At 39.5% G+C, this 631-nt stretch carries 1 protein-coding gene; it reads right to left on the minus strand.

Annotation, left to right across the window (positions count from 1 at the left end):
• Positions 1-495 (minus strand): RNA-guided endonuclease IscB (gene iscB, locus FFO06_RS20745; RefSeq protein WP_201275514.1); only part of this gene is annotated, 495 nt, incomplete at its 3' end.
• Positions 496-631 lie beyond the last annotated feature (136 nt).

Raw genomic sequence — 631 nt, forward strand, 5'->3', positions numbered from 1 at the left:
TAACTGCATATCAAACCTGACTAATTCTTGACTAATAGCCTGAATTGGTGCAAGTTTACGCAATCTTTCAACCCAAGTTTTAATATTATCAACTCGACTTTGTAGGCTCGGTGCTAACCATCCTTCTGGACGGGTTCTATTCAAGAATCTTGGTTGTCTGTAACGAGTTTTTCTTGCACGTCTAGAATGTCTTAATTGCCTTCTAGAAGTTAAAGCATCTCTAATTGCAAAGCCTCTATGTTTTAATTCAGCAGCAAATACAACCTCGCCAGTTGAATCGTTAACTAATGCCATTCCCGTGAATTTTGCACCAGGGTCAATCTTTAGCCTTAGCGACGATACTGGGGAGTCAGGACGGGATTTTTTGAGAATAATTGTGAACGGAAACTGTCTAAATATTGCTGATTTTTTGTTTCTCAATAGTTGTCTAGCTTGTGCTGAATGAATTGGGTTTAATGGCGTGAAGTTGGTATCTAAAACAAATACTTTGGACATATTGTCCCTCCTTGCGGGTAATGTTAGCCTGGACAAAGATTTAAAGGCTTTTTACGCTAACAGCACTGGATTAACCCAATAAGCCTGTTTAACTGTTAACCTCAGCAGCTACAAACTGGCTGCGTATTTGTAGGTG

The organism is Dolichospermum planctonicum (assembly GCF_005402965.1).
GTDB classification, from domain to species: Bacteria; Cyanobacteriota; Cyanobacteriia; order Cyanobacteriales; family Nostocaceae; genus Dolichospermum; species Dolichospermum planctonicum.